Here is a 24,644-nt window from a genome sequence, read left to right on the forward strand (position 1 = left end):
CGGGCCCGAGCCGTGCCCGCACCCAACGCTCGAAGGGCTCCACCAGGCGGCGGATCAGCCGGAGTTACCAGACACCGAAGCGGGTGTGGTGGTACAGCTCGGCGTGGTTGTCGGCGCGGCGGGCCAGGCGCTGATGCGCCGCGGCGAGCCGGTCGCAATTGAAAAGCAGCAGGGGGACGGTCGGCGGGCGGCGTGGGTCAACGGTTTTGCTGGAACGCACCAGCGGGGAATCGATCGGGCGCCAAGCCCCAAGGGACCGCCCGGTGCACAGCGGTCGCGCCGGGGCCGGGATGCTGACCACCTCAGCCCGGAAGCAGCCGCAACAGTCGCCCGTTGCGCTCGTCGGTCAACAGGTAGATGAAGCCGTCGGGGCCTTCGCGCACATCGCGCACGCGCGCGTTGAGGTCGGGCAGCAGGCGTTCTTCTTTCACCACGCGGCCGCCGCTGACTTCCAGCCGCACCAGGTAGCGGAACTTGAGCGAGCCCGCGAGCAGGTTGCCCTGCCAGGCCTTGCCGTAGCGTTCACCCTTTACGAAAGCGAGACCCGATGGTGCGATCGACGGTGTCCACTGGAACACCGGCTGCTCCAGCCCGGCCTTGGCGGTGATGCCCTCGCCGATGGCACCGCCGCCGTAGTTTTCGCCGTAGGTGATGACGGGCCAGCCGTAGTTCTTGCCGGCCTCCGGGCGGTTGATCTCGTCGCCGCCCTGCGGCCCGTGTTCGCTGGTCCAGAGCCGCCCGTCGGGGCCGAGTGCGGCGCCCTGCAGGTTGCGGTGGCCCAGGCTCCAGATTTCGGGCTTGGCTCCGGCGCGGCCCACGAACGGGTTGCCGGGCGGCACGCTGCCGTCCTTGGCGATGCGCACCACCTTGCCGTGGTGGTTGTCCAGCGTCTGCGCGTCGTCCTTGCGGCTGAAGCGGTCGCCCAGGGTGAGGAAGAGCAGGCCGTCGGGCGTCTCCACGATGCGGCAGCCGAAGTGGGCCCGGCTGCTGAACTTCGGCGCCTGGCTGAAGATCACCTTCACCGCTTCGAGGCGTGTGGAATCGGTTGACAGCCGTGCCGAAGCGAGCGCGGTGGAATTGCCGCCCGCGCCCGGCTCGGCGTAGCAGAAGTACACGGTGCGGTTGCGGGCAAAACCGCTGTCGGTGATGACGTCGAGCAGACCGCCCTGCCCGCCCGCATCCACTTCCGGCAAACCGGCCAGCGGTTCGCCCAGCCGGCCGTCGGCCGCCACCACACGCATCCGGCCCGGCCGTTCGGTCACAAGGAAACGGCCACCGTCGATGAAGGCCACGCCCCAGGGGTTCTGCAGACCGCTGGCCACCACCTCCACGCGCAACGCCGCTGTCTGACTGTGGGCCGTGGTGGCCAGCACGGCGAACACCAGCAGCGCGAGGCGCTGGATCGGGATCAATATCGGCAAGCGCATGACAAGGCCCTCCAGGTGAAACCGGTTGGTGCCTGAACCGGGCTCACGGGTTCCCGGTTCAGCGGCTCGGCCACTCAGCCGAACGGGCGCACGCCAAACAGCCAGGCGTGGGCCCAGAACACGAACAGCGCGTACAGCGCCAGCCCGCCCACCAAGGCGATGGCGTCGTTGGCGCCACCGGCCGGCAACGCGGGCACGGGGCGCAAGGCGCCGGCCAAAGCGCGGCGCTTGAGCGAGATGCGGTCGGCCACGGCCCAGGCCAAGAAGCCGCCGAACAGCAGCACATCGGCCAGCGTGCCGCCGGTGACCGACTGGGCCAGCAGGTGCGCCAGCGCCCAGAGCTTGACGGCCAGCAGCATGGGGTGTTTCGTCAGGGTTTTGATGCGCCCCGGCAGGTAGGCCGCCAGCAGCAGCACGAACACCGGCAGCAGCAACAGCGCGGCCAGGTGGCGAAAGCCGCCCGGCAAGGCATAGAGCAGCACGGGCGTCTCGCGCGACAGGCCGTAGCCCCAGACGATCAGCCCCAGACCTGCGAACGAGACCAGCGCATAGAGGCCCTTGAAGGCGTTCTCGCCCATGCCCGCGGCGAGCCGGTCGCGCCCCGTGGGCGAGACGATGGCGATGCTGTGCACGCCCAGAAACAGCACCAGACCCAGAACCAGCCACACCATGTTGAACTCCTGTGCCCAGACCGGGCCGCAAGGCACCGCGCCCCGCTTGGGGCGAACTGTAGCGGCTTGGGCTCAAGTCCGCAGCGTGCCGGGTCTTGCTGATCAATGAACCGTGCCTGCAAGCCCGGCGCCGGAGCGCGAGACCGGAGACATGCGAGGTTCCCAAGCCCAGGGCACCGCCGGGCTGGCTTCGCCAGACGGCCAGTGCCGCCCCCCCGGGGGGTAGCGCGAAGCGCTGCGGGGGGTTACCTCAGCCGCTCATGCCTTCGAGCAGATCGGCCAGTTCGTCGGCGTGTTCTTCTTCCACCGCCAGGATCTGCTTGAGCAGCACGCTGGTGGTCGGGTCCTGGTCGCCCAGGTACAGGACCATGTCGCGGTAGCTGTCGATGGCGATGCGCTCGGCCACCAGGTTCTCCCGGATCATCTGCGTCAGCGTGTCGCCGGCCACGTATTCGGCGTGGCTGCGCTGGCTCAGGCTGTCGGGCGAAAAGTCGGGCTCACCGCCCAGCTGCACGATGCGCGCGGCCAGCAGGTCAGCGTGGCCCTGCTCCTCGTTGGAGTGGATCAGGAACTCGGCCCCCACGCTCTGGCCGTGAATGCCGCGCGCCATGAAGTGGTGGCGCCGGTAGCGCAGCACGCAGACGATCTCGGTGGCCAGCGCTTCGTTGAGCAGCTTGACCACCTGGTCGCGGTTGGCGTTGTAGCCGGCGGTCACGGCACCGGCTTCGATGTGCTGGCGGGCCTGGCTGCGCAGGGTGGCGACGTCGGTGAGTTTGTGGGCGTGGTTCATTGTTTGACCATCAGTTCGTTCTTGACGCTGGTGGCACCTTCGGCGACGCCGGCGAGCTTGCTGGCCTGGTCGATCTGGCCCTGGTTGTTCACAAAGCCGGTGAGCTGCACCTCGCCCTTGAAGGTGACCACGCTGATGTCGAAGCTCTTGATGTCGGGGTCGGCCAGCAGCGCGGTCTTGACGCGGCCGGTCACGCTCGCGTCATCGATCTTGGTGCCCACGGTGCTGGGGGTTCCCTTGAGCGTGACGCCGTTCTCAACTTCGGTCACACCGGCCACGCTGCGCGTGACGGCGATCGCCTGGTCGATCTGGGCCTGGTTGTCGACAAAGCCGCTGAGCTGCACGGTGCCCTTGCGGGTCTCGACCTGCAGGTCAAAGCTCTTGATCGCTTCGTCGCCCAGCAAGGCGGACTTGACACCCGAGGTGATGACGGCATCGTCCACCTGGGTGCCCAGCGTGATGCTCGGCGCGGGTTCCTGCACCATCACGGGTGGCTTGTTGCAGGCCGCCAGCGTCAGGGCGGCCAGGCCGATGAGGCTGCTGGCCAGGATGAATGTCGGTTTGCGTTGGGTCATTGGGGTACTCCAGAAAAAAAAGAAGGGTGGGGAGGCGGGTTCAGCGGGCGAGGTAGCCGCCGTCCACCGGGTAGTAGGAGCCGGTCACGAACGACGCCCGTTCCGAGGCGAGCCAGACCACGAGTTCGGCCACCTCCTCGGCGCGGCCCAGGCGACCGATCGGGTGGGCCGCCACCAGCAGGGCGTTGACCGCCGGGTCGTCTTCGAGGCCGCTGATCATGGGCGTGTGGATGAAGCCGGGACCGACCGCGTTGACGCGCACGCCCTGGGCGCCGTATTCGAGGGCGGCGGCCTGCGTGAGGCCCACCACGCCGTGTTTGGCCGCGGTGTAGGCCGACGCGGTGGCAAAGCCGACCGCGCCCAGAATCGACGCCACGTTGACGATGGAGCCGCCGCCATGGAGCAACATGGCCGCGATCTGCGCGCGCATGCCGTAGAACACGCCGTTGAGGTTGATGTTGATCACCTGCGCCCAGGCGTCGAGCGGGTAGTCGGCCAGCGGCGCGGCGGCGCCGCCGATGCCGGCGTTGTTGCAGGCCACGTCGAGGCGGCCGAAATGCGCCATGGCCTGGGACACCAGGGCCTGGCACTCGTCGGCGCTGCCGACGTCGGCCGCCACAAACAGCGACTCGCCGCCCTGGGAGCGCACCATCGCGCCGGTTTCGACGCCGGCGTCGGCGTCGATGTCCGACAGCACCAGCAGCGCGCCTTCGCGCGCGGCCGTGAGGGCAATGGCCCGGCCGATGCCCGAGGCGGCACCGGTGACGAGCACCACTTTGTTTTTCAGCATGGGTTCCATCCGAAGGGGTGCAGCCCGGGGCTGCACGCTGCAGACCCCGCCGCTGGTGCGAGCCAACAGCGGGGATGTGGATGGACCTTAGGTGTCGGAGCGCCGGGCGTCTGTGCGCTGCCAGACCAAGCGCTGGGTCAGCCCGCTGGCGCGGGCGCCGACGCCGCAGCGGTTTCGGTGGTAACCAGCCAGATGCCCCCGCACACCAGCACCAGCACCAGCGCGATCAGGTTGCGCCATTCGAGCACCGTCTCGCCCGGGAACAGGGCCGAGAGCAGCGCGCCGAACACCGGGATCAAAAGTTGAACACCGTGACCTGCCCCACCCGGTTGTGCTTGAGCAGCGCGGCCCAGAGCGCAAAGGCCGCCGCTGAGAGCACCGCCATGTAGCCCAGCAAGGCCAGCGAGCCAACGCCCCAGCCTGTGATGGCGCCGCCACCGGCCAGCCCGCCCAGCAGCAGCACCAGCCCGCCAATGGCGAGCTGCCAGGCGGTCATGACCATCGGGTCCAGCCGCTGCGACACGCGCTTGCCATGGATGCTGGCGGCCGAGAGCACGAAAGCCGCGACGACGATGAAGCCTTCGCCCAGCAGCGCCACCTGACGCCATGGCCCCGTGGACAGCGCCCACACCGGCTTGCCCATCGGGCGCGCTGTCGCGGGCCGTCATCCGTGCGGCGCGGCTTTCACAAACGCACCGCCCTGGTACAGCGCGGCCGGGTCGTGGCGGTCAATGGCCGGCTGGCGCGCTTCCACCGCCGGCCGGAAGACGTCGGAGCTGTCCTGCGGGCGGTAGCCGATGTGTCTGGCGGGGGTGTTGTCCCACCAGCTGGTCTGGTTGTCGGAGACGCCATAGATGATGCTGTGGCCGACGATGGGCGCGGTGAGCGCGGCCACGATCAGGCGCTCCAGATCGTCGTAGCTCAGCCAGGTGGCGAGCATGCGGCGGTCGCGCGGTTCGGTGAACGACGAGCCGATGCGCAGGCTCACGGTCTCGATGCCCCAACGGTCCCAGTAGAGCTGGGCCAGGTCTTCGCCAAAGGCCTTGGAAAGGCCGTAGAAGCCGTCGGGTCTGGGCGCGGCTCTGGGGGTGATGACTTCGTCCTGCCGGTAGAAGCCGGTGACGTGGTTGGAGCTGGCGAAGACAATGCGCTTCGTGCCGTGTAGGCGCGCGGCTTCGTAGAGGTTGACCATGCCGACGATGTTGCCGGCGAGGATGGGCTCCCAGGGCTGCTCGGTGGAGACACCGCCCATGTGCACCACCGCGTCCACGTCGGCCAGCATGGCGTGCACGCGGTCCTTGTCGGCCAGGTCGGCGGTGAACACCTCTTCACCCGCAGCAGGCGCGCCCAGGTCGCTGCGGTGGCTCAGGCGCAAGACTTCGCAATACGCCTTGAGGCGCGGGCGCAGCTCCCGCCCGAGGTTGCCGGCGGCGCCGGTGAGCAGCAGGCGGTTGAACTTCAGCGGGGTGGCGGGCTGGGCAAGCATGGTGGGCTCCGGGGAAACAATCAATTCTTGAAGCGGCCAGCCAGCGCCTGCGCGCTGTCGCGCAGCAGGTTCTGGTCGGCACCGACGGCGACGAACAGGCAGCCCTGTTGCACATAGTGCTTCGCCAGGGCTTCGTCGCCGGTGAGGATGCCCGGCGCCTTGCCGCAGGCGCGGATGCGCGCGATGGCGTCGTCGATGGCGGCAAGCACCTCGGGGTGTTTGGGATTGCCGAGGTGGCCGAGCGCGGCCGAGAGGTCGCCGGGGCCGATGAAGACGCCGTCCACGCCTTCAACGTTCGCTATCGCCTCAAGGTTCTGCAGGCCCAGCACGGTTTCGACCTGCACCAGCACGCAGATTTCTTCGCCGCAGCGGTGGGCGTAGTCCTTCACGCGACCGTAACCGCTGGCGCGCGGCGCGCCCGCAAAGCCGCGCACACCGTGCGGCGGGTAGCGCGTGTAGGCCACGGCGTTGACCGCTTCCTCGGCGGTCTGCACATAGGGCACCAGCAGGGTCTGCACACCGATGTCGAGCAGGCGCTTGAAGACCACCATGTCGTTCCACGGCGGGCGCACGATGGCCGAGGCCGGGGTGCCCTTCATGGCCTGCAGCTGCGAGAGCAGCTCGGGCAGTTCGTTGGGCGAATGCTCCATGTCGAGCAGCAGCCAGTCGAAGCCGCTGTCGGCCAGGATCTCGGTGCTCAGGTGGCTGCACAGGTGCGACCACAGGCCGATCTGCTTTCGCCCCGCGTGGATCGCGTGCTTGAAATGGTTGACGGGCAGGTCCATGGGTGTCTCCGTTGGAAGGTGGGGGTCACAGGTTCCGGGCTCGGCACCGGGCGGCCGCTTCAGTTGCCGGCGATCTGGAAGTTGGCCGCCGTCTCCAGCGCGCGCACCAGGCCCGAGTGATCCCAGGCCGCGCCGCCCAGGGCGACGCAGCTGTTCATGAGCTGGGCGACGCTGGCGGTGTGCGGCAGGCTGAGGCCCAGCGCCTTGGCGCCTTCGAGCGCGAGGTTCAGGTCTTTCTGGTGCAGCTCGATGCGGAAGCCGGGGTTGAACGTGCGCTTGATCATGCGTTCGCCGTGCACTTCGAGAATGCGGCTGGCCGCGAAGCCGCCCATCAGCGCCTGGCGCACTCTGGCCGGGTCGGCGCCGGCTTTGGCCGCGAACAGCAGCGCCTCGCCCACGGCCTCGATGTTGAGCGCCACGATGATCTGGTTGGCCACCTTGCAGGTCTGGCCGTCGCCCACGCCACCCACCAGCGTGATGTTCTTGCCCATCAATTCAAACAGCGGCTTCACGGTGGCGAACGAGGCCTCGGTGGCACCGACCATGATGGTCAGGCTGGCGGCCTTGGCGCCGACTTCGCCACCACTCACGGGCGCGTCGATGTAGTTGCAGCCCAGAGCCTGGATGCGTTTGGCAAATTCCTTGGTGGCGATGGGCGAGATCGAGCTCATGTCCACCACCGTCTTGCCGCTGCTGAGCCCTTTGTCCAGCCCGGTCTCGCCAAACAGCACCTCGGCCACGTGCGGCGTGTCGGGCACCATCAGGAAGATGATGTCGGCGGCGTACGCCACGTCGGCCGCCGTGGTGCAGGCCTTGGCGCCCGCGGCCAGCAGATCGGCCGGCACGCCGCTGCGCGACTGCGCAAACAGCTCGTGGCCCGCGGCCAGCAAATGGCCCGCCATGGGCGCACCCATGATGCCCAGTCCGATGAATCCCAGTTTCATGTTGATGTCCTTAAAGAGCAGAGGAAGAGCAAGACGCTTCAGCGCACCAGCGCCGGCATCTTGTTGTTGAATGACCAGCCCGGTATCAGGTACTGCATCGCGACGGCGTCGTCGCGTGCACCCAGACCGTGCTGCTGGTAGAGCTGGTGCGCCTTCTGCACCTTGTCCATGTCCAGCTCCACGCCCAGGCCCGGCTGCTGGGGCACGTCCACATAGCCGCCCTGGATCTGCAGCGGTTCCTTGGTCAGGCCCTGGCCGTCCTGCCAGATCCAGTGGGTGTCGATCGCCGTCACCTTGCCCGGCGCGGCGGCGGCGCAGTGCGTGAACATGGCGAGCGACACATCGAAGTGGTTGTTCGAGTGCGAACCCCAGGTCAGGTCGTGCATCTGGCACAGCTGGGCCACGCGCACCGAGCCCTGCAGGGTCCAGAAGTGCGGGTCGGCCAGCGGGATATCGACCGACTGCAGCATCAGGCTGTGCGCCATCTCGCGCCAGTCGGTGGCGACCATGTTCGTGGCGGTGGGCAGGCCGGTGGCGCGCTTGAATTCGGCCATCACCTCACGGCCGGAGAACACGCCCTCGGCGCCGCACGGGTCTTCGGCGTAGGCCAGGGTGTTGCGGTGGTCGCGCAGCAGGCGCACCGCGTCTTTCAGCAGCCAGCCGCCGTTGGGATCGAGCGTCACGCGCGCTTGCGGGAAGCGCTCGTGCAGCGCCACGACAGCCTCCACCTCGTCTTCGCCGCGCAGCACACCGCCCTTGAGCTTGAAGTCCTGGAAGCCGTAGCGCGCCTGCGCGGCTTCGGCGAGCTTCACCACCGCTTCGGGCGTGAGCGCGGCTTCGTGGCGCAGGCGCTGCCAGTCGTCGGCCGCGTCGGGCTCGCTGCGGTAGGCCAGGTCGGTCTGCTTGCGGTCGGCGATGTAGAACAGGTACCCCAGCATCTGAACGCGCTCGCGCTGCTGGCCCTCGCCGAGCAGGGCCGCGACCGGCACGCCAAGGTGCTGGCCCAGCAGGTCGAGCAAGGCGGACTCCACGGCGGTCACGGCGTGGATGGTCACGCGCAGGTCAAAGGTCTGGTTGCCGCGCCCGCCGCTGTCGCGTTCGGCAAAGCCGCTGCGCAGGCTGTTCAACACGCGGTTCCAGGCGCCGATGGGCTGCCCTTCGATCAGGGGCCGCGCGTCTTCCAGCGTCTGGCGGATTTTTTCGCCGCCCGGCACCTCGCCCACGCCGGTGTGACCCGACGAGTCGGTCAGGATCAGCAGGTTGCGGGTGAAAAACGGACCGTGCGCACCGCTCAGGTTGAGCAGCATGCTGTCGTGACCCGCGACGGGGATCACTTGCAGACGGGTGACGGAGGGCGTGGCGTTCATGGTCGGTGCGTGAGGACAGGTCAACAACGGAAACCCGTTTAAGTTGACAGTCATCATACAACTTGAACCGACCCAACCCATTCGGGATAACCCTCGCACCCGCCTCCCGCGCCGCCTCAACCGGCCTGGGTTTCGCTCTTGCGCAGGCGCTCGCGGCTGTTGGACAGGTGGGTGCGGATGGCCGCGCGGGCGCTGTCCACATCCTGGTCCCGGATCGCGTTGTAGATGCTCTCGTGCTCCAGGTGCACGCGCCGCAGGTACATCAGGCGGTTCGGATCCTGGGCCGCCGCCATCGCCAGGCGGGCGCGCGGGATCACGCCCGGGCCGAGCGAGTTCATGACTTCGACGAAGTGGCTGTTCTGGGTCGCCAGCGCGATCTCGCGGTGGAACTGGAAGTCGGCGTTGGCGGCATCCTGCCCGGCCTCGATGGCTTCGGAAAAGGCTTCCAGCGCGGCCTGCATGCTGACCAGATTCGCCTCGGTGCGGCGCGCGGCCGCGATGGCCGCGGCCTCGGTCTCGATGCCGATGCGCAGCTCCAGCAGCGCGATGGTGTCGCGCAAGGTGCCGAGCTGTTCGGGCTGGATGCGGAACGGTGCGCTCTCGTCCGCCTTCAGCACAAAGGTGCCGATGCCATGGCGGGTCTCGGCCAGGTTGACCGCCTGCAGGTAGGAAATCGCCTCGCGGACCACGGTGCGGCTGACACCGAACTCGTCCATGAAGGCCGCCTCCTTGGGCAGCTTTTCACCCGGCGCGTAGTCGCCGTTGCGGATGCGCCCCACCAGCACGTGCGCCAGTTCGGTGGAGAGCGTGCGCGACTTGCTGCGGCTGGCCAGATCCCGGTTCATAGGGGTTATCCCGATAGGGGCTGTGATTTGCATCTGCTAGATTAGTTGTACGACAACCGATGATGAGATGTGTAGGTTCACTGTAACAGATGCATTCCGGCTTTGGATAGGTCGACAACCCGCTCAGACAACCTTCCCCCCCCCCACCACGGCGCCGCAGCGCCCAGGAGACACCGACATGACGAAACGCAGAACCCTGATCCAGGCCACCGTGGCCACCGCCTGTGCCAGCGTGTTGGGCCTTGCCAGCGCCCAGACCGTGCTGAAAGCCGCCGACGTGCACCCCGCCGGCTACCCCACCGTGGTCGCGGTGGAGGCCATGGGCAAAAAGCTCGAAACCGCCAGCCAGGGCCGCTACAAGTTCCAAATGTTCCCGGGCAGCGTGCTCGGCGACGAGAAGGCCATGATCGAGCAGACGCAGGTCGGCGCGATCCAGTTGCTGCGCACCTCGCTCGGCCCGGTCGGCCCGGTGGTGCCCGAGGTCAACGTGTTCAACATGCCCTTCGTGTTCCGCGACATCGCCCACATGCGCGCCGTGATCGACGGCCCGATCGGCCAGGAGCTGCTGGACAAGATCAGCGCCAGCCCGGCCAAGATGGTCGCCCTGGCCTGGATGGACGGTGGCAGCCGCAGCCTCTACACCAAGAAGCCTGTGCGCACGCCCGCCGACCTCAAGGGCCAGAAGATCCGCATGATGGGCAACCCGCTGTTTGTCGACACCATGAACGCCATGGGCGGCAACGGCATCGCCATGGGCTACGGCGAGGTGTTCACCGCGATCCAGACCGGTGTGGTCGATGGCGCTGAAAACAACCCGCCCAGCCTGTACACCGCCAACCACTTCAAGGCCGGCGCCAAGTACTACACCCAGACCAACCACCTGATCATTCCCGAGATCCTGGTGATGTCGAAAGTGGCCTGGGACAAGCTCACCCCCGCCGACCAGGCGCTGGTGAAAAAGCTCGGCCGCGAAGCGCAGATGGAGCAGCGCGGCCTGTGGGACAAGGCCGTGGCCGACTACAGCGCCAAGCTCAAGGCCGAAGGCGTGGAGTTCATCGCCATCGACAACAAGCCTTTCTTTGACGCCACCGCCCCGGTGCGCGCCAAGTACGGCGCCCAGTTTGCCGATCTGATGAAGCGCATCGGCGACGTCAAGTAAGCCTGCGCCCTCCGCCCGCAGCCCCTCCAGGCACCCCGGCCTCGCGCCGGGGTGCCGCTTGCATAAAACGATCCATGAAATCCCTCTACGTCGCTGCGATGGACCGCCTCTATCTGGCGTGCATCTGGGCCGCCGGCATCGCCATCGTTTGCATGTCGCTGATCATTCCTTGGGGCGTGTTCACGCGTTACGTGCTGGGCACCGGCTCGCAATGGCCCGAGCCCATCGCCATCCTGCTCATGATGGTGTTCACCTTCATTGGCGCGGCCGCGGCCTACCGCGCCAATGCCCACATCGCCGTGACCATGCTCACCGACGTGCTGCCCGCGCCGCTGCGCGCGCTGTGCGCCTGGCTCGTGGACTTGTGCATGGCCGCGGCCTGCGCTTTCGTGACCTGGTACGGCACCAGCCTCAGCCTGGCCACCATGGGCCAGTCGATCAGCGAACTGCCCTGGCTGCCGGTGGGCGTGACCTACGCCGCCTTGCCGCTGGGCTCGCTGTTCACCCTGCTGTTCGTGATCGAGCGGCGCTGGATCGGCCCGCAGGACCACCGCCGGCTGATGCGCTTCGAAGAACCGGAAAAGACGGACCGGGGCGCCGCCCTGGCCCACGGGGGGAACCACTGATGGACGCGTTCGTGCTGATCGGCAGCTTCGTGCTGCTCATGGCGCTGGGCGTGCCCATCGCCTTCTCGCTCGGCCTGGCCGCGCTGGCCGGCGCCATCTACATCGAGATCCCGCTCGACGCGGTGATGATCCAGATTGCCGCAGGGGTGAACAAGTTTTCGCTGCTCGCGATCCCCTTCTTCGTGCTGGCCGGCGCCATCATGGCCGAGGGCGGCATGGCGCGGCGCCTGGTGGCGTTCGCGGGTGTGCTGATCGGCTTTGTGCGCGGCGGCCTGTCGCTCGTGAACATCCTGGCGTCCACCTTCTTCGGTGCGATCTCCGGCTCCTCCGTGGCCGACACCGCCTCGGTCGGCACGGTGCTGATCCCCGAGATGGAGAAGAAGGGCTACCCGCGCGAGTTCGCCACCGCCGTCACCATCAGCGGATCGGTGCAGGCGATCCTGATCCCGCCCAGCCACAACGCGGTGCTGTATTCGCTCGCAGCGGGCGGCACGGTGAGCATCGCCGCGCTGTTCATGGCCGGCGTGTTGCCCGGCCTGCTGATGGGGCTGACGCTCTCGGTGCTGTGCCTCTACAAGGCGAAGAAGCACGGTTACCCCAAGGGTGAGGTGATTCCACTGCGCCAGGCGTTGAAGATCTGCGGTGAAGCCCTGTGGGGTCTGATGACCATGGTCATCATCCTGGGCGGCATTCTCTCGGGCGTTTTCACGGCCAACGAGTCGGCGTCCATCGCGGTGGTCTGGGCCTTCTTCGTGACCATGTTCATCTACCGCGACTACCGGTGGAGCGACCTGCCCAAGCTGATGCACCGCACGGTCAAGACCGTGACCATCGTCATGATCCTGATCGGCTTTGCCGCGGCTTTCGGCTACATCATGACGCTGATGATGATCCCGCTGCGGGTCACGACCTTCCTCACGGAACTCTCGGACAACAAATACGTGATCCTGGCGCTGATCAACGTGCTGCTGATCGTGCTGGGCACGCTGATGGACATGTCGCCGCTGATCCTGATCCTCACGCCCATCCTGTTGCCGGTGGTGAAGATGATGGGCGTCGACCCGGTGCACTTCGGCATGATCATGATGGTCAACCTGGGGATCGGCCTGATCACGCCGCCCGTGGGCACGGTGCTCTTCGTCGGAAGCGCCATCGCCAAGTTGAAGATCGGCGTGGTCTCCAAGGCCCTCATGCCGTTCTTCGTGGCGCTGTTCGTGGTGCTGCTGATGGTGACCTACCTGCCGTGGCTGTCGCTCTGGCTGCCGCGCACGCTGGGGCTGTGAGAGCGTCATGACACAGCGCTTCGTTTTCATCTCGCACGCCGACAGCGGCGACGTGCACACCCTCGCCATGGACGCCGATGGCGGCCTGCGCCCGCTGCACACCGTCACGCTCGGCGGCACGCTCATGCCCATGGCGCTGAGCCCATGCGGGCGCTGGCTCTACGTGGCGCGGCGCAGCGAACCCCTCGCTGTGGTCACCCTCGCCATCGATGCCGCCTCAGGCCAGCTGCAGCCCTTGGGCGAAGCCACCCTGCCCGGCAGCATGGCGCATGTGTCCACAGACCCCAGCGGGCGCTGGCTGTTCGCGGCCTCGTACCCGGCCAACTGCGTGAGCGTGAGCCCCATCGCTGACAGCGGCATTGCCGGCGATGTACGGCAACTCGTGCCCACGCCGCCCCACGCGCACGGCATCCTGAGCGCGCCCGACAACCGCTACGCGCTGGTCACCAGCCTGGGCGGCGACCAGGTGCTGCAGTTCCGCTTCGATGCCACCACCGGCCAGCTCAGCCCCAACACACCGCCGGCCTGGCCGCAGCGTCCCGGCGCCGGTCCGCGCCACATCCGCTTCCACCCCAACGGGCGTTTCGTCTACCTGCTCAACGAGCTGGACGCCACGCTCGACGTGCTGGCCTACGACGCCGCGGCGGGCACCCTCTCGCATCTGCAGACCGCGCCCACCGTGCCGCCGGGCTTCAGCGGCCCACCCTCCGCCGCCGACCTGCACCTCACGCCCGATGGCCGCTGGCTCTACACCAGCGAGCGAACCAGCAGCACCTTGGCCGCTTTTTCGGTGGACGCCAGCACCGGCCGCGTCGCGCCCCGGGGGCACACAACCACCGAGACCTGCCCGCGCGGCTTCGCCATCACGCCCGACGGCCAACACCTGCTCGCCGTGGGCCAGCTCTCGCACCAGCTGAGCCGCTACCGCATCGGGCCCACCACCGGGTCGCTGGCGCTGCAGCAGCGCCTGCCCATGGGTCAGAACCCCAACTGGATCACCTTCAGCCACCCGGCTCTTTGAGCCACACCACCCGGAGCACCACCCCATGACCTTTGCCAGACGCACCCTCTGCCTGTCGCTCGGCGCCATAGCGCTGATGCCCCTCGCCACCTGGGCACAGGACTGGCCGGGCAAGCAGCCGATCCGAATCGTCGTGCCCTTCCCCGCCGGTGGCACGTCCGACGTGCTGGCACGCGTGATCAGCCAGAAGATGACCGAGAAACTGGGCCAGACGGTGGTGGTGGAAAACCGCGCCGGCTCGGCCGGCAACGTGGGCGCCGATCTGGTGGCCAAATCGCCTGCCGATGGCTACACCTTCGTGCTGATGGACGTGGGCAACCTCACCATCAGCCCGTCGCTCTACAAGCTGCCCTTCGACGTCATCAAAGACTTCGTCCCCGTGGCCATGGTCGGCTACTCGCCGCACCTGCTGGTGGTGAGCACCAAGGTGCCAGCCAGCAACATCGCTGAACTGATCAAGTACGCCAAGGCCAACCCCGGCAAGCTGAACTTCGCCGCCGCGGCCGGCATGGGCAGCGCACCCCACATGGCGGGCGTGCAGTTTGCCCGGCGCAACGGCATCCAGTGGAACTACGTGCCCTACAAGGGCGGCTCGCAAGCCATGACCGATCTGGTCGGTGGTCACATGGACGTGACCTTCAACGGCATGGTCGCCACCTACCCGCACGTCAAGGCCGGCAAGATCAAGTTGCTGGCCGTCTCCAGCGCCAAGCGCTTTGGCGAACTGGGTGACGTGCCCACCGTCAGCGAGAGCGTGCCCAACTTCCTGACCGGCAGCTGGCAAGGCCTGCTGGCCCCGGCGGGCACGCCGCCGGCGGTTGTGGCCGCGGTGCACGCCGAGGTGCAGCGCATCACCGCGTTGCCCGAGATCAAGGAAAAGCTGCAGTCGCTGGGTCTGGAACCGTCGCACATGAGCGCAGCCGATTTCAGTGCCTGGATCAAGGCCGAAATCCCCGCGATGGCGCAGATCGTCCGCGAAGAAAAGATCACCCTCGAATAAGCCACTCGACGGCGCCACCTGGCGCCCCGTTCCCGATCCACCTGGAGACACCACCATGAAAAAATCCCTCATCACCCTGCTCGTGGCCGCGACCACCAGCCTCAGCGCCTTCGCCTGGCCCGACAAACCCATCACCCTCGTCGTGCCCTTCCCGCCCGGCGGTTCCACCGACCTGATCGCCCGCACGCTGTCGGGCAAGATGGGCGAAAAGCTCGGCGGCGGCGCCACCGTGGTCGTCGACAACAAGCCCGGCGCCACTGGCACCATTGGCGCAACGCACGTGGTCCGCGCAACGGCCGACGGCCACACGCTGTTCGTCTCTTCGCTCGGCCCGTTCGTGATCGCGCCGCACCTGTTCAAGGTGAGCTACGACGCTCTCAAGGACTTCGACCTCATCACCGTGGTGGTGCAGGCGCCCAACGTGCTGGTCGTGCCCGCCGCTTCAGCGCGCAAGTCGGTGGCGGAGGTGATCGCCTACCAGAAGACCAACCCAGGCAAGATGAGCTTCGCGTCTTCCGGCAACGGCAGCAGCGACCACCTCACCGCCGAACTCTTCTGGCAACAGACCGGCACCAGCGGCGTGCACGTGCCCTACAAAGGCGGCGGCCCGGTGATGAGTGACCTGCTGGGCAACCAGGTGGAGTCGTCCTTCATGAACATCAACACCGCCATGCCGCAGATCAGGGCCGGCAAGCTGCGCGCCCTGGTCATCACCAGCGCCAAGCGCTCGCCGCTGCTGCCCGATGTGCCCACGCTGGAAGAAAGCGGCGTGAAGGACGCCAACGTGCAGTCCTGGCAGGCCGTGGCCGCCCCCCAGGGCCTGCCCGCCGACGTGAAGAAGCGCGTGCACGACGCCATCGTCGCGACCTTCAACGATCCGTCCGTGACGCCCAAGCTGCTGGATCTGGGCTTCGAGGTGGTGCTGAACACCCCCGAGCAGTTCGCGGCGTTCCAGGCTTCTGAATTCGCGCGCTGGCAGAAACTGATCACCTCGCGCGGCATCAAAGCTGATTAGATGAACCACCCCCGCGGCGCTGGCGGCCCGGCAAAGCCGGTTCCGCGGCGCCCTGGGTGCTGGCTCCCCCCTCTTTCGCAACGTTGTCATGAACACATCGTCTCCGTCCGCACCGCGCGGTATCCGCATGCACCCGGCGGACAACGTGGCCATCGTCGTCAACGACGGCGGCCTGAAGCCCGGCGCGGCGCTGACCGACGGGCCGGTGCTGGTCGAGGCCGTGCCCCAGGGTCACAAGGTGGCGCTGGTGGACCTGCCCGCGGGCACCGCCGTGCGGCGCTACAACGTGGTGATCGGCCACACGGCGGTGGACATCCCGGCAGGAGGATGGGTCAACGAGCAGCGGCTGGTGATGCCGGCGGCGCGTTCGCTTGAAGGCCTGCCCGCTTCCAACCCGCCGGCCCAGTTGACCCCGCTGACCGGCCACACCTTCCAGGGCTTCCGCAACGCCGACGGCAGCGTCGGCACGCGCAACCTGCTGGCCATCACCACCACCGTGCAGTGCGTGGCCGGCGTGCTGGACTTCGCGGTCGAACGCATCCGCAGCGAACTGCTGCCGCTGTACCCGAACGTGGACGGCGTGGTCGGTCTGGAGCACACCTATGGCTGCGGCGTCGCCATCGACGCGCCCGACGCGGTCATCCCCATCCGCACCCTGCGCAACATCTCGACCAACCCCAACTTCGGTGGCGAGGTCATGGTGCTCAGCCTGGGCTGCGAGAAGCTGCAGCCCGAGCGGCTGCTGCCGCCGGGATCGATCCCGATCAGCGATCAACGAGACAGCGAACTCGATGTGGTCACGCTTCAGGACGAAGCCCACGTCGGCTTCATGTCCATGATCGATTCCATCCTTCGGCAGGCGCGCGTGCACCTGGAGCGCCTGAACCGGCGCCAGCGCACCACCTGCCCGGCATCGGACCTGGTGGTGGGCGTGCAGTGCGGCGGCAGCGACGCGTTTTCCGGCGTCACCGCCAACCCGGCCGTGGGCTTTGCGACCGACCTGCTGGTGCGTGCCGGCGCCACCGTCATGTTCAGCGAAGTGACCGAGGTGCGCGACGGCATCGACCTGCTGACCACGCGTGCCGCCAGCCCCGAAGTGGCCGACGCCATGGTGCGCGAGATGGCCTGGTACGACGCCTACCTCAACAAGGGCCTGGTGGACCGCAGCGCCAACACCACGCCCGGCAACAAGAAGGGCGGCCTGTCCAACATCGTCGAGAAGGCCATGGGTTCCATCGTCAAGAGCGGCACCGGCCCGATCCACGGCGTGATCGCGCCCGGTGAAAAGGTCAAACAGAAGGGCCTGATCTTCGCCGCCACCCCGGCGAGCGACTTCATCTGCGGCACGCTGCAGCTCGCGGCCGGCATGAACCTGCACGTCTTCACCACCGGCCGCGGCACGCCCTACGGCCTGGCCGAGTGCCCGGTGGTCAAGGTCGCCACGCGCGACGACCTGGCGCGCCGCTGGCACGACCTGATGGACGTCAATGCCGGGCGCATCGCCAGCGGAGAAGCCACTATCGAGGACGTGGGGACCGAGCTGTTCCAGCTGCTGCTGGCCGTCGCCAGTGGTAAAAAAACATGGGCCGAACACTGGAAGCTGCACAACGCCCTGGTGTTGTTCAACCCGGCCCCCGTCACCTGAACCGACTGGACCGCCTCTGAACTGTCATGGACGCCGAAACGCTCCCCGGCCTGCTCGAACCTGCCCGTTTTGAGGGCGAGTTCGATGGCCGACCCACGGCGCTCTTCCTGCTGCACAACGAGCGCGGCATGGCTGTGGCCGTGTGCAATCTGGGCGCCCGGATCCTGCAGATCGTGGTGCCCGACCGCGACGGTGTGCCGGGTGATGTGGCGCTGGGCTACGACAGCCTGGACGATCTGCTCCAGGGGGCGCCGTCCATGGGCGCCTTCATCGGGCGCTACGCCGGGCGCATCGCCCTGGCCCGCTTCACGCTCGACGGTCACGAGCACCAGCTGATCGCCAACGCCGGCCCGCACTGCATTCACGGCGGTCCGCGCGGCTCGCGTCACCGCGTCTTCGAGGCCCGCCAGACCGACGCCCACACGCTGGAACTGCAGCACCGGTTCGAGACCACCGACGACGGCTTCCCCGGCGCGCTGGCCCTGCGCCTGACCTACCGGCTGACCGAACACAACGAGCTGGTGATCGAACACGAAGCCACCGCGGTGGAAGGCCACGGGCCGGCGAGCTTCACCTGCCATGCGTTCTTCAACCTCGACGGCCCCGGCCATGTGCTCATCGACAGCCACCGGCTGGAAGTACGCGCCAGCCATCTGCTCACCACCGACGATGACAACATCCCCACCGGCGAGCGCACGCCGCTGCGCGACCACCCGCTGAACCTGCGCACCCCGCAGACGCTGGGCGACCTGCCCGACATCGACCACAGCTACGTGATCGACGCCGACCCCCTCACCACCAGCCTGCGCCTGTGCGCCCGCGCCGACAGCGAAGCCAGCGGCCGCACGCTCGAGGTCTGGACCACCGAACCGGTGCTGCAGGTGTACACCGCGGGCCAGCTCGGCACGGGTGGGTCGGCCGACATCGGCAAACGGGGCGTGGTCCACCGGCCGCGCAGCGGGCTCTGCCTGGAACCCCAGCAGTTTCCCAACGCCCCCAACTGCCCGGGTTTCCCGTTCAACCGCGTCACGGCCGACCGCCCCTACCGCGCGCAGACGCGTTACCGGTTTGGCGTGCTGAACGGATAAACCTCAGCCCAACAATGCCGCCAGCCCGCCGTCGGCCTCGAAGCGCTGGTTGCGGTAGGTCAGGCGGGTCGGCCCGTCCCACACCGGCTCCCGGCGGCTGTGCCGCGGATCGCCGGGGTAGCAGATCACGCGGCAGCCGTCTTGATCGAAGGGTTCGGGCTCGATCAGCGCGGGCGGCCGGCTGCGCGCAACGGCCTGCACCTGGGCCACACCGGCCAGGCGGCCGAGCTGGCAGAGGCTCATGATCTGCGGCGGCGCCAGGTCGATCTCGCCTGCCCAGTAGCGCTCCAGCCCGGCGCGCGGCGACAGCCAGACCGCTTCGGTGGCTTCAAAGGTGCAGTGGCTGGCGTCCTGCCCCGCCGGGGCCGCGGCCACGAAAAACCGCGTGTCGAAGCGCTTGTTGGTCACCGAAGGCTGGCGCGGCGTGACCCAGCGCGACCACGGCAACAGGCTCGACACCGCCAGTGGCTGCCCCAGGCGCTGCACGGCAGCGGCAAAGTCCAGACCCGTGAGCGTGTGCTCACGCACCTGGACGGCCAACCGCGCCCCGTCGCAACCGGCTGAAAGTGATTCGTGCAGGCCCAGCAACAGGCTGCATTCTTCAAAGGTCTCGCGCAGCGCGGCCAGGTGCAGCCCCACCGCGGTGTCCGGATCCAGCCCGGGCTCGGCCAGGGCGCTCAACAGCTCGGCCGCCGTGCGATCCAGCGCAGCGGGGTCCACCTGCCGGTCGGCCGCATCGAGCTTGCCACCCGGAAACACGTGCACGCCACCCAGCACGCCGGAGTTGCCGTGCCGGCGCACCAGCAGCACCTCCAGCCCGGAGGGGCCGTCGCGCACCACCATCACGGTGGCAGACGCCAGGGGCGGGGTGTGAATCACATCGGAGTTGATCGGAATGGCCATGCCGGCATTGTCCATGGGCACGGCCGACACCGGCGTCCCCCGCGCAGCACCATGGCCCGTGTGGTTGTTCACGGTTTCCTCCCGGTGTGTCGCGTGTCGTCGATAACTCCCTACAGACCGGACGGGTCGGGTCGACAAAGATCGGGCAACGTCAGCAGGACAGGGGCGGTTGATCCCTGCGCGCTGAAATCGACCAAACGGACCCGCCCACCCTGCCCGTCACCATGCCTTTTTTGCACCCTGCCTCCGTCGAGCTTGCCCGCATCCGGACGCTCCGCTCCCTGGCCACCCTGGACACCTCGTCCGACCCCACCATCCAGTCCCTGCTGAAAGTGGCCGCGCTCACGTTGCGGTGCACGCGGGCAGCGGTCTGCCTGATGGATGGCGAGCAGCACTGGATCAAGGCGTCGTACGGGCTGGACAGCGTGCCCGAAAGCTGTGGTGCCGCCTTCGCCGCGCAGGTGGCTGCGTGCGACGATGTGCTGGTGCTCACCGACACCGGGAACGACCCGCTGCCGGGCGAGTCAGCGTCCGCCACGCCGCGCCTCTTTGTGGGCGCGCCCGTGCGCGTGGACGGCCACAGCATCGGTGTGCTCTGCCTGTTCGGTGCCGAGCCGCGCCCCCTGAGCGACATCGATCGCACGGTGCTGCTGGAGCTGCGAACGACCGTGGAACACTGGCTGCTCGGGCTGCGCGAACGTCTCCAGCTTGATGCCCGTGTGCGCGAGTTCCGGGAACTCGCCGAGCAGATGCCCGGCATCGTCTACCGGGCCGTGATGGACGAGGCGAGTTCGACCCTGTATGTCAGCTCCCGTGTCCGCGAGCTGGGTTACACGCCCGAGGAATGGATGGCCCGGCCCGAGGCCCGGATGCAGGCGCTGCACCCGGAGGATTGCGCGCGCGTGCTCGCCGAACTCGCCGACGGGCTGAAAAACCGGCCGAGCTTTGAACTCCAGTACCGCATCCGCAATGCGGCCGGGGACTGGCGCCACTACCACGACGCGATCCGCATCGTGCGGCCTTCCGGGGACGACGTCGATCCCGTGATCCAGGGCCTGATGACCGACGTGACCGACCAGGTGCGCGACACCACCCGCGAGCGCGAAGAAACCGGCTGGCTGCGCAAACTCGCCATGGCGGCCGAACAGGCCTCGGAGGCCATTGTCATCACCGACATCGCGGCCAACATCGAATACGTGAACGCGGCCATGTTGACCACCTCGGGCTATTCGCGCGAGGAGTTGATGGGGCAGAACTCCCGCATCCTGCAATCGGGTCTGACACCCGCCACCCGCTACCGCAAGCTCTGGGCGGCGCTCACCGCAGGCAAGCCCTGGCGCGGCTTCTTCAACAACCGCCGCAAGGACGGCGCCCACTACATCGAATTCGCCGTGATCACGCCGGTGCGGGGTCCGGACGGTCGGGTCACGCACTACCTGGCGGTGAAGGAAGACATCACGGACAAGCGGCGCATGAGCGAGGACCTGACCCACTACCGCCACCACCTCGAAGAACTCGTCACCCAGCGCACCGTCGAACTGGAGAAAGCCCGGCTGTCGGCCGAGGCGGCCAGCGCCGCCAAGAGCGCCTTCCTCGCCACCATGAGCCACGAAATCCGCACGCCCATGAACGGCGTGATGGGGGTGGCCGACGTGCTGATGCAGACCCCGCTGGCGCCCGCTCAGCAGGAGATGGTGGAGACCATCAACGAATCGGCCGCGGCGCTGCTGACGATCATCGACGACATCCTGGATTTTTCGAAGATCGAGGCCGGACGGCTGGTGCTGGAGGAAGCGCCGTTTGCGATCCGCAGCGTGGTCGGCCGCTCCTGTGCGCCCCTGAGCACCGTCGCGGCCGGGCGCGGCGTGCGCCTGCACGCCTTCGCCGACCCGCGCCTGCCCGACCTGATGCTGGGCGACGGCAACCGCGTGCGCCAGATCCTGCTCAACCTGGTAGGCAATGCCATCAAGTTTTCGGCCGGATTGAACCGGCCGGGCCGGGTCACCGTGCGCGCCACACCCGTGGGCGGATCGGTGCGCCTGGAGGTGGCCGACAACGGCATCGGCATGAGCGACGAGGTGCAACGCCTGGTGTTCCAGCCCTTCATACAGGGCGAAGCCTCCACCACGCGCAACTACGGCGGCACGGGCCTGGGCCTGGCCATCTCGCACCGGCTGGTCAGCGCCATGGGCGGAAGCATCAGCGTGCGCAGCCAGCCGGACGCAGGCGCCATCTTCACGGTCGACCTGCCGCTCAAGCCGGCTTCGGCGGTGAATTCGGCCATCAGCAGCGAGCTGGTCGGCATCCACGCGCTGCTGGTGCTGGACGACACCGACGTCCGCGACGACTGGGCGGCCTACCTCAGCGCCGGGGGTGCCCGGGTCAGCGTGGTGGCCAGCACCGACGATGCGGCCGCCTGGCCCGAACAGGAGGGCGAAGCCCGGGTGGTGATCGCACCCGCCGGACACCAGGCGCCCAACCGTTCCACCACAGAGGCCTCCGGCCGGTCTGAAGGCCGGGTCGTGATGCATCAGAAGCCCCGCACGGAACCGGTTTCCCAGGCCCCGGGCCAGGTCAGTCTGTCGGTCATCGGCTTGCGCCGCAAGGACCTGCTGGTGGCCGTGGCCATGGCGGCGGGCCGGGTGCTGGTGCTCGCCCAAGGCGTCGTGAGCCCCGACCGGGAACGCCTCCCGGCCGACTGGGGCCTGGCGGCCGCCTGCCAGGGCCGAGCCATTCTGGTGGCCGAAGACAACGAGATCAACCAGCGGGTGCTGCGCTACCAGATGGAGCTGCTGGGCCTGGACCCCGTGTTCACGGGCGATGGCCAGGAGGCGCTGGCGCTCTGGCGGCAGCGGCCAGACCACTTCTGCCTGCTGCTGACCGACCTGCAGATGCCGGGCCTCAGCGGCCTCGGACTCACCGAGGCCATCCGCAAGGAAGAAGCGGTCGGGCACCGCATGCCCATCATCGCGCTGACCGCGAACGCGATGCACAGCGAAGTCCACCGCTGCCGGGCGGTCGGCATGGATGACCACCTCACCAAGCCGGTGTCGCTGCCCAGGCTCGAAACCATGCTGCACCGGTGGCTGGAAGTGGTCCGGTTGCCGGCACCAGCGGGGTCGCTGGCGCAGCGGCCGGAGCCGCAACCGGAACCCGTCGCCGCGGGATGGGACGGATTCGACGACCACGCGCTGCAGCGTGTGCTCGGTGCCGACCCCGAAATCCTGCAGGACATGCGCAGCCGCTACCTCGCCAGCCTGGACCGGGCCCAGACCGAGATCCGGGAGGCGGCGGCGCGCGAGGACAGCGCCAGCGCCGGCTTCACCGCGCACCGCATCAAATCGTCCAGCCGCCTCGTCGGTGCGGTGGGTCTGGCGCAGCTGCTGGACCAGATCGAGACGCTCGGGCAGGTGGGCGATGCCGCGGGCATCGCCCGGCTGGTCCCCAGCCTGGTCGGCTCCATCGCTTCGGTGGGCCAGCACCTCAGGCGGCTGGAATCCGCGGTGCAGGCGGCGCCACTGACCCACGTGCTGTGCATCGACGACGATCCGGTCCGCCTGAACGAACTGGTGACACTGCTGGCCCAGGCCGGTGCGCCGCCGGTCGAGCGCTTCACCCAAGGCAGCGAACTGCAGCAGCGGCTGGCGGAACTCGACACCTCGCAGGTGCTGCTGTTGCTGGACCTGCACATGCCGGGCATGAACGGTGTCGAGCTGATCCAGCGCCTGATGCAATGGCGGTTCTACGGCCACGTGGCGCTGATTGGCCACTTCGATCACCGGATGCAGGACACCGCCGAACGGCTGGTGGATGGCTATGGTCTGAAATGGGCCGGCACGCTGACCAGTCCGCTGTCAGAGCACAAGGTGCGCACGATCCTGCAGGCCTGCGGCGGGCTGCGGGGCTGATCGGCTTCCTGTGCGGCTTTTTGTTCAAGCGTAGAACAAGGCGAACCAACGCAGCCATGCGCTTGAAGGCGAAGCCGTATCAACCGGGCAGGAACAGCGACTGCAGATCGCTGAGAAAGTCGAACCCGCGCTCGGTCGGCCGGACCCAGCCATCCGCCACCACCAGCCAGCCGCGCTGCACGCCTTCGTCCAGCGACGCGGTCACGCTGGAGAGCGGCAGACCGGTGCGCGCTGAGAAGTCCTGCAGTTCGAAACCGTGCCGCAGGCGCAGCGCGTTGAGCATGTATTCAAAAGGCAGATCGCGCCGCGCCACTTCTTCCACGCTCACCACCGCATCGCCCGCACGGGCCTTGTCCATGTAGAGACGCGGTTCGCGTGCACGCACCTGGCGCACCACGCGGTGGGCAAAACTGAGTTTGCTGTGGGCACCGGCACCGATGCCAAGGTAGTCGCCGAACTGCCAGTAGTTGAGGTTGTGCCAGCAGCGGTGGCCTTCGCGGGCGTAGGCCGAGACCTCGTAGCGCGCCAGCCCCTGCTCGGCCGTCAGCTCGGTGATGCGGTCGAGCATGGCGTAGGCGTCGTCGTCTTCGGGCACCCGCGGCGGGAACTTGGCGAACACCGTGTTGGGCTCGATGGTCAGGTGGTAGATCGAGATGTGCGGTGGCGCAAACGCCAGCGCGGTGCGCATGTCCGTTTCGCAGTCGGCCAGCGTCTGCCCCGGCAACGCGTACATGATGTCCAGGTTGAAGGTGTCGAAGGCCATCGCCGCCTCTTCCACCGCGGCGATCGCCTGCGCCCGGTCGTGCACCCGGCCCAGCGCCTTCAGGTGCTCGTCGTTGAAGCTCTGCACGCCGATGGACAGGCGGGTGACACCGGCCTGGTGGAAAGCCCTGAAGCGGTCCTTTTCAAAGGTGCCCGGGTTGGCTTCCAGCGTGATCTCGGCATCGGCGTCCAGCCGCAGCAGCGCCCGCACGTCGCCCAGCAGGCGGTCGATGGCCTCGGGCGAAAACAGGCTGGGCGTGCCGCCGCCGATGAAGATGCTGTGCACCGAACGGCCCCAGATCAGCGGCAGCGCGGCTTCCAGATCGGCGCGCAGCGCGTCCAGGTAAGCCTGTTCGGGCAGCGCCTGACCGGGCGCGCTGGTCGCGCTCCACTCGTGCGAATTGAAGTCGCAATAGGGGCACTTCTTCAGACACCAGGGCAGGTGGATGTAGAGCGCGAGCGGCGGCAGGCCCTGGAGTTGCAGCGTGCCGGGGCGCATCCAGTGGCGGATGTCGCTCCAGTGCGGCCCTTCTGGCGCTGGTTTGCCGGCCGCA

Annotated in this window: 23 protein-coding genes; 9 read left to right on the forward strand and 14 right to left on the reverse strand. The window is 68.1% G+C overall.

Going from position 1 to position 24,644, the window contains the following annotated elements; genetic code table 11:
* Positions 1-302 precede the first annotated feature (302 nt).
* The 12 genes from ACN5W5_RS22640 to ACN5W5_RS22695 form a co-directional block, all read right to left on the reverse strand.
* A complete protein-coding gene (locus ACN5W5_RS22640) occupies positions 303-1,427 on the reverse strand; it encodes a PQQ-dependent sugar dehydrogenase (protein ID WP_420050692.1) in 1,125 nt (374 codons plus the stop codon).
* A 74-nt stretch (positions 1,428-1,501) separates the two neighbouring features.
* Positions 1,502-2,098 (reverse strand): NnrU family protein, encoded by a 597-nt coding sequence (locus tag ACN5W5_RS22645; protein WP_420050693.1) that lies wholly within the window; start codon positions 2,096-2,098, stop codon positions 1,502-1,504.
* Positions 2,099-2,348: 250 nt separating this feature from the next.
* The gene (locus tag ACN5W5_RS22650; protein ID WP_420050694.1) at positions 2,349-2,888 is read right to left on the reverse strand and encodes a ferritin-like domain-containing protein; all 540 of its coding nucleotides are present in this window, start codon (positions 2,886-2,888) and stop codon (positions 2,349-2,351) included.
* Positions 2,885-3,463, reverse strand: a complete 579-nt coding sequence (locus tag ACN5W5_RS22655; RefSeq protein WP_420050695.1) for a BON domain-containing protein — start codon at positions 3,461-3,463, stop codon at positions 2,885-2,887. The genes ACN5W5_RS22650 and ACN5W5_RS22655 overlap by 4 nt, the downstream gene beginning before the upstream one ends.
* Before the next feature lie 40 nt (positions 3,464-3,503).
* Positions 3,504-4,253: an SDR family NAD(P)-dependent oxidoreductase gene (locus ACN5W5_RS22660; RefSeq protein ID WP_420050696.1), complete on the reverse strand. Its 750-nt coding sequence runs from the start codon at positions 4,251-4,253 to the stop codon at positions 3,504-3,506.
* Positions 4,254-4,390: 137 nt separating this feature from the next.
* Positions 4,391-4,552, reverse strand: coding sequence for a hypothetical protein (locus ACN5W5_RS22665; RefSeq protein ID WP_420050697.1), 162 nt, complete (start codon positions 4,550-4,552; stop codon positions 4,391-4,393).
* The gene (locus tag ACN5W5_RS22670; RefSeq protein WP_420050698.1) at positions 4,549-4,896 is read right to left on the reverse strand and encodes an EamA family transporter; all 348 of its coding nucleotides are present in this window, start codon (positions 4,894-4,896) and stop codon (positions 4,549-4,551) included. The genes ACN5W5_RS22665 and ACN5W5_RS22670 overlap by 4 nt, the downstream gene beginning before the upstream one ends.
* A 21-nt stretch (positions 4,897-4,917) precedes the next feature.
* A complete protein-coding gene (locus ACN5W5_RS22675) occupies positions 4,918-5,739 on the reverse strand; it encodes an NAD-dependent epimerase/dehydratase family protein (RefSeq protein WP_420050699.1) in 822 nt (273 codons plus the stop codon).
* A gap of 20 nt (positions 5,740-5,759) precedes the next feature.
* Positions 5,760-6,524, reverse strand: coding sequence for an HpcH/HpaI aldolase family protein (locus tag ACN5W5_RS22680; RefSeq protein WP_420050700.1), 765 nt, complete (start codon positions 6,522-6,524; stop codon positions 5,760-5,762).
* Positions 6,525-6,583: 59 nt separating this feature from the next.
* A complete protein-coding gene (locus ACN5W5_RS22685) occupies positions 6,584-7,468 on the reverse strand; it encodes a 2-hydroxy-3-oxopropionate reductase (protein WP_420050701.1) in 885 nt (294 codons plus the stop codon).
* 38 nt (positions 7,469-7,506) lie between these two features.
* Positions 7,507-8,835 carry a glucarate dehydratase gene (gene gudD / locus ACN5W5_RS22690; RefSeq protein ID WP_420050702.1) on the reverse strand — a complete coding sequence of 443 codons (1,329 nt, stop codon included), beginning with the start codon at positions 8,833-8,835 and terminating at the stop codon, positions 7,507-7,509.
* A 116-nt stretch (positions 8,836-8,951) separates the two neighbouring features.
* A complete protein-coding gene (locus ACN5W5_RS22695; RefSeq protein ID WP_420050703.1) occupies positions 8,952-9,680 on the reverse strand; it encodes a FadR/GntR family transcriptional regulator in 729 nt (242 codons plus the stop codon).
* 178 nt (positions 9,681-9,858) lie between these two features.
* Here ACN5W5_RS22695 and ACN5W5_RS22700 point away from each other — a divergent pair, with 178 nt between their 5' ends.
* The 8 genes from ACN5W5_RS22700 to ACN5W5_RS22735 all read left to right on the forward strand — a co-directional run bounded on the left by ACN5W5_RS22700 (position 9,859) and on the right by ACN5W5_RS22735 (position 18,517).
* On the forward strand, positions 9,859-10,839 hold the full coding sequence (locus ACN5W5_RS22700) for a TRAP transporter substrate-binding protein (RefSeq protein WP_420050704.1): 981 nt from the start codon (positions 9,859-9,861) through the stop codon (positions 10,837-10,839).
* Between the two features lie 74 nt (positions 10,840-10,913).
* On the forward strand, positions 10,914-11,465 hold the full coding sequence (locus ACN5W5_RS22705) for a TRAP transporter small permease (RefSeq protein ID WP_420050705.1): 552 nt from the start codon (positions 10,914-10,916) through the stop codon (positions 11,463-11,465).
* On the forward strand, positions 11,465-12,748 hold the full coding sequence (locus ACN5W5_RS22710) for a TRAP transporter large permease (RefSeq protein WP_420050706.1): 1,284 nt from the start codon (positions 11,465-11,467) through the stop codon (positions 12,746-12,748). The genes ACN5W5_RS22705 and ACN5W5_RS22710 overlap by 1 nt, the downstream gene beginning before the upstream one ends.
* A gap of 7 nt (positions 12,749-12,755) precedes the next feature.
* Complete coding sequence (locus ACN5W5_RS22715) at positions 12,756-13,769, forward strand: lactonase family protein (RefSeq protein ID WP_420050707.1); 1,014 nt, start codon at positions 12,756-12,758, stop codon at positions 13,767-13,769.
* Between the two features lie 25 nt (positions 13,770-13,794).
* On the forward strand, positions 13,795-14,769 hold the full coding sequence (locus ACN5W5_RS22720; RefSeq protein ID WP_420050708.1) for a Bug family tripartite tricarboxylate transporter substrate binding protein: 975 nt from the start codon (positions 13,795-13,797) through the stop codon (positions 14,767-14,769).
* A gap of 55 nt (positions 14,770-14,824) precedes the next feature.
* A complete protein-coding gene (locus ACN5W5_RS22725) occupies positions 14,825-15,784 on the forward strand; it encodes a Bug family tripartite tricarboxylate transporter substrate binding protein (RefSeq protein ID WP_420050709.1) in 960 nt (319 codons plus the stop codon).
* A gap of 88 nt (positions 15,785-15,872) precedes the next feature.
* A complete protein-coding gene (garD, locus tag ACN5W5_RS22730; protein WP_420050710.1) occupies positions 15,873-17,429 on the forward strand; it encodes a galactarate dehydratase in 1,557 nt (518 codons plus the stop codon).
* A gap of 26 nt (positions 17,430-17,455) precedes the next feature.
* Entirely contained in the window at positions 17,456-18,517 is a 1,062-nt protein-coding gene (locus tag ACN5W5_RS22735) for an aldose epimerase family protein (protein WP_420050711.1), read from the forward strand.
* 3 nt (positions 18,518-18,520) lie between these two features.
* Here the strand turns inward: ACN5W5_RS22735 and ACN5W5_RS22740 are convergent, their stop codons facing one another.
* The gene (locus tag ACN5W5_RS22740) at positions 18,521-19,492 is read right to left on the reverse strand and encodes an NUDIX hydrolase (RefSeq protein WP_420050712.1); all 972 of its coding nucleotides are present in this window, start codon (positions 19,490-19,492) and stop codon (positions 18,521-18,523) included.
* A 152-nt stretch (positions 19,493-19,644) separates the two neighbouring features.
* Between ACN5W5_RS22740 and ACN5W5_RS22745 the strand changes: the two genes are divergently transcribed.
* The gene (locus ACN5W5_RS22745; protein WP_420050713.1) at positions 19,645-23,328 is read left to right on the forward strand and encodes a response regulator; all 3,684 of its coding nucleotides are present in this window, start codon (positions 19,645-19,647) and stop codon (positions 23,326-23,328) included.
* Positions 23,329-23,407: 79 nt separating this feature from the next.
* On the opposite strand, the gene hemW is transcribed toward ACN5W5_RS22745, so the two are convergent.
* Complete coding sequence (gene hemW, locus ACN5W5_RS22750; RefSeq protein WP_420050738.1) at positions 23,408-24,589, reverse strand: radical SAM family heme chaperone HemW; 1,182 nt, start codon at positions 24,587-24,589, stop codon at positions 23,408-23,410.
* Between the last annotated feature and the right edge of the window lie 55 nt (positions 24,590-24,644).

Origin of the sequence: Hydrogenophaga sp. ZJX-1, from assembly GCF_048590325.1 — a bacterium.
Lineage (GTDB): Bacteria > Pseudomonadota > Gammaproteobacteria > Burkholderiales > Burkholderiaceae_C > Hydrogenophaga.

What these genes read in the sequence shown, in the direction of transcription:
- gudD (WP_420050702.1), bottom strand. Translation starts at nt 8,835, where the DNA reads ATGAACGCCACGCCCTCCGTCACCCGTCTGCAAGTGATCCCCGTCGCG.
- ACN5W5_RS22710 (WP_420050706.1), top strand. Translation starts at nt 11,465, where the DNA reads ATGGACGCGTTCGTGCTGATCGGCAGCTTCGTGCTGCTCATGGCGCTG.
- ACN5W5_RS22670 (WP_420050698.1), bottom strand. Translation starts at nt 4,896, where the DNA reads ATGGGCAAGCCGGTGTGGGCGCTGTCCACGGGGCCATGGCGTCAGGTG.
- ACN5W5_RS22715 (WP_420050707.1), top strand. Translation starts at nt 12,756, where the DNA reads ATGACACAGCGCTTCGTTTTCATCTCGCACGCCGACAGCGGCGACGTG.
- ACN5W5_RS22685 (WP_420050701.1), bottom strand. Translation starts at nt 7,468, where the DNA reads ATGAAACTGGGATTCATCGGACTGGGCATCATGGGTGCGCCCATGGCG.
- ACN5W5_RS22735 (WP_420050711.1), top strand. Translation starts at nt 17,456, where the DNA reads ATGGACGCCGAAACGCTCCCCGGCCTGCTCGAACCTGCCCGTTTTGAG.
- ACN5W5_RS22725 (WP_420050709.1), top strand. Translation starts at nt 14,825, where the DNA reads ATGAAAAAATCCCTCATCACCCTGCTCGTGGCCGCGACCACCAGCCTC.
- ACN5W5_RS22705 (WP_420050705.1), top strand. Translation starts at nt 10,914, where the DNA reads ATGAAATCCCTCTACGTCGCTGCGATGGACCGCCTCTATCTGGCGTGC.
- garD (WP_420050710.1), top strand. Translation starts at nt 15,873, where the DNA reads ATGAACACATCGTCTCCGTCCGCACCGCGCGGTATCCGCATGCACCCG.
- ACN5W5_RS22675 (WP_420050699.1), bottom strand. Translation starts at nt 5,739, where the DNA reads ATGCTTGCCCAGCCCGCCACCCCGCTGAAGTTCAACCGCCTGCTGCTC.
- hemW (WP_420050738.1), bottom strand. Translation starts at nt 24,589, where the DNA reads ATGCGCCCCGGCACGCTGCAACTCCAGGGCCTGCCGCCGCTCGCGCTC.
- ACN5W5_RS22660 (WP_420050696.1), bottom strand. Translation starts at nt 4,253, where the DNA reads ATGCTGAAAAACAAAGTGGTGCTCGTCACCGGTGCCGCCTCGGGCATC.
- ACN5W5_RS22695 (WP_420050703.1), bottom strand. Translation starts at nt 9,680, where the DNA reads ATGAACCGGGATCTGGCCAGCCGCAGCAAGTCGCGCACGCTCTCCACC.
- ACN5W5_RS22640 (WP_420050692.1), bottom strand. Translation starts at nt 1,427, where the DNA reads ATGCGCTTGCCGATATTGATCCCGATCCAGCGCCTCGCGCTGCTGGTG.
- ACN5W5_RS22655 (WP_420050695.1), bottom strand. Translation starts at nt 3,463, where the DNA reads ATGACCCAACGCAAACCGACATTCATCCTGGCCAGCAGCCTCATCGGC.
- ACN5W5_RS22720 (WP_420050708.1), top strand. Translation starts at nt 13,795, where the DNA reads ATGACCTTTGCCAGACGCACCCTCTGCCTGTCGCTCGGCGCCATAGCG.
- ACN5W5_RS22650 (WP_420050694.1), bottom strand. Translation starts at nt 2,888, where the DNA reads ATGAACCACGCCCACAAACTCACCGACGTCGCCACCCTGCGCAGCCAG.
- ACN5W5_RS22645 (WP_420050693.1), bottom strand. Translation starts at nt 2,098, where the DNA reads ATGGTGTGGCTGGTTCTGGGTCTGGTGCTGTTTCTGGGCGTGCACAGC.
- ACN5W5_RS22680 (WP_420050700.1), bottom strand. Translation starts at nt 6,524, where the DNA reads ATGGACCTGCCCGTCAACCATTTCAAGCACGCGATCCACGCGGGGCGA.
- ACN5W5_RS22700 (WP_420050704.1), top strand. Translation starts at nt 9,859, where the DNA reads ATGACGAAACGCAGAACCCTGATCCAGGCCACCGTGGCCACCGCCTGT.
- ACN5W5_RS22745 (WP_420050713.1), top strand. Translation starts at nt 19,645, where the DNA reads ATGCCTTTTTTGCACCCTGCCTCCGTCGAGCTTGCCCGCATCCGGACG.